The sequence below is a fragment of the Vibrio sp. 10N.222.48.A3 genome (genome assembly GCF_041475345.1).
Classification (GTDB): domain Bacteria; phylum Pseudomonadota; class Gammaproteobacteria; order Enterobacterales; family Vibrionaceae; genus Vibrio; species Vibrio tasmaniensis_A.
In genome coordinates this window covers 1-2,001 of record NZ_JBFRVX010000559.1, presented here as the reverse complement: position 1 = coordinate 2,001, position 2,001 = coordinate 1, and the positions used below count along the sequence as shown (strand labels likewise).

Here is a 2,001-nt window from a genome sequence, read left to right as displayed (position 1 = left end):
AATAGTTGTCTTGGTAGTTACGAACCGCTTTAGTATCAGAAATGAACTCAAGCTGCTGCTCAGTTTTTAGATACTCAGTGATGTCGATACCTTCAGCTGCTGCAACAGCTTCTTGGATCGTGCGGTGTTCTTGTTTCGAAAACAATAACTCTTTGTCTTCATCTTTATAAGTGTACAGAATGGTACGAGCCATGGTGCTCTCCAATATAATTATTACTTTGCGCGCACTCTACATAAAAACAGTACGCCACTCAAGATAATGATAGGAAATTACCACTTATTAGCCTCATGAATGGAATGTGTAATAAGCATTTTGTGGTATACTATTCGTTATTTTTTAATCTGGCTGACTTAAACGGAACTTATGAGCAATACGCTTTACCCAAAGATCATGGGAATTATAACGCGAATCCAGAACTACCCTGGAATCAAAGGATTAAAAGAAGTCGAAGACAGAATAACGAGTCTATGCGAAGCTAATAATCAACCGATCCCGGATTCAATCGCGCGTTTCCTTAAAGGTTTCACAAGCTATCGCCACGATAACCTTTCTGACGCTGCTGAGCATTATAAAGCCTGCCTAAACGTCATTGCTCCTGAAGAAATTCAACTATATGTATTTGTCATCGGGTTACTTGCGTCTACCCATAACATTCGTGGTGATTATCAATCAGCGTATGCTTGTTACTCAGAGACACTAGAAAACTTACACCTAGTTGATGACAATTTTAAGTCACTTATATTCTGTAATCTAAGTGACTTGCACTTAAGCTTAGAAAAATACGAACAAGCGAAGCAATATGCTCGTAAAGCCATTATTTCATCTCAAAATGCGAATCGCCTGTTAGATTGTGCTGTCAGCCATTTAAACCTAGCCTATAGCTGTGCACATACAAATGAGTTTGAGCAAGCGGTTAGCGCCATTATGGAAGCGAAAAGAATAGGCACCTCGCTTTCTAGTCACAGGACGATAGCTCTTTGTCATAGTTACCTAGGGCAAACCATGCTCTTGTGGGGAGGCTTCGATGATAGTGATGTATTAGATGCATTTTATCAGGCAGAAGAGCACTTCAAAAAATCGAGAGATGAGCATAATCGAAAAGAAAATTTGGTTTACTGGTTTCAATTCTTAGAAGGCATTGGAGAGCGAGAACAAGCAAAAGTAGGGTGCGCTTTTCTCGAACAGAATTTTGATCTAAAGAGTAGTTACCGTTCTTATGCTATCTATGCCCAAACTAAGGCGAAGCTCTTTCGAGATGAAGAGGATTGGTCTGGTTTAGCGGCACTTCAAACTCAGCATGTGGATCTTTTAGAAAAACACATGAGAAGTTATGAGCGCGAACAGAGCGAACGTATTCTAGAAGGGGTAGGTACCATTCAGAGTAAGAAGAAAAATGACGTTCTGACTCAAATGCAAAAATATATGGGTGCGCTCACTGATATTGGTCAATTCATAGCAACCGCTGCAGATTTAGAAAGCGTACTGCCTGAGATACTCCATAAGATAAATATGATTCTACCAACATCTGAGTTTGGGATTGCTATGTATGACGATAAATCAGACATACTCGACTACCGCTATTTTGTTGATACTCAAGGATTAATACCGAACCTAAAAGTAGTTTGCCAAGAGAACCAAACCATTGGTACGTATGTGATTCGCAAGCGAGCTACCGTTCATTTTAATAGCGCGACAGATGCGGCTCTAGAACCCTATATCGGTAAAACCACACAAGACGATAATTTCGTTACGTTTCGTGGCGAGCTTGATACTAACTCAATGATTCTAACGCCAATCATTCTTAATGAAAAATTAATCGGCTTTCTGTCAGTTCAGCATCATCTACCAAACCAATATCAGGAACACCACTGTCAGCTTATAGAACATTTAGCTAGCTTTATTGCCGTGTCGCTAGAAAATCAAAAGCAACGACAGCGTTTAGAAAGTGCGAATCAAACACTCGAAATCTTGAGTACTACTGACCCACTAACAGGTCTAGC

The 2,001-nt window shown here is 40.0% G+C and carries 2 protein-coding genes; one reads left to right on the top strand and one right to left on the bottom strand.

The annotated features are described in order from the left end of the window. Positions 1 to 193 (bottom strand): DUF2960 family protein (locus AB4653_RS15920; RefSeq protein WP_372104701.1); only part of this gene is annotated, 193 nt, incomplete at its 3' end. A 171-nt stretch (positions 194 to 364) separates the two neighbouring features. On the opposite strand from AB4653_RS15920, the gene AB4653_RS15915 reads away from it, so the two are divergent. Beyond that, positions 365 to 2,001, top strand: a 1,637-nt coding sequence (locus tag AB4653_RS15915) for a GAF domain-containing protein (protein ID WP_372104698.1), incomplete at its 3' end; no start/stop codon positions are given.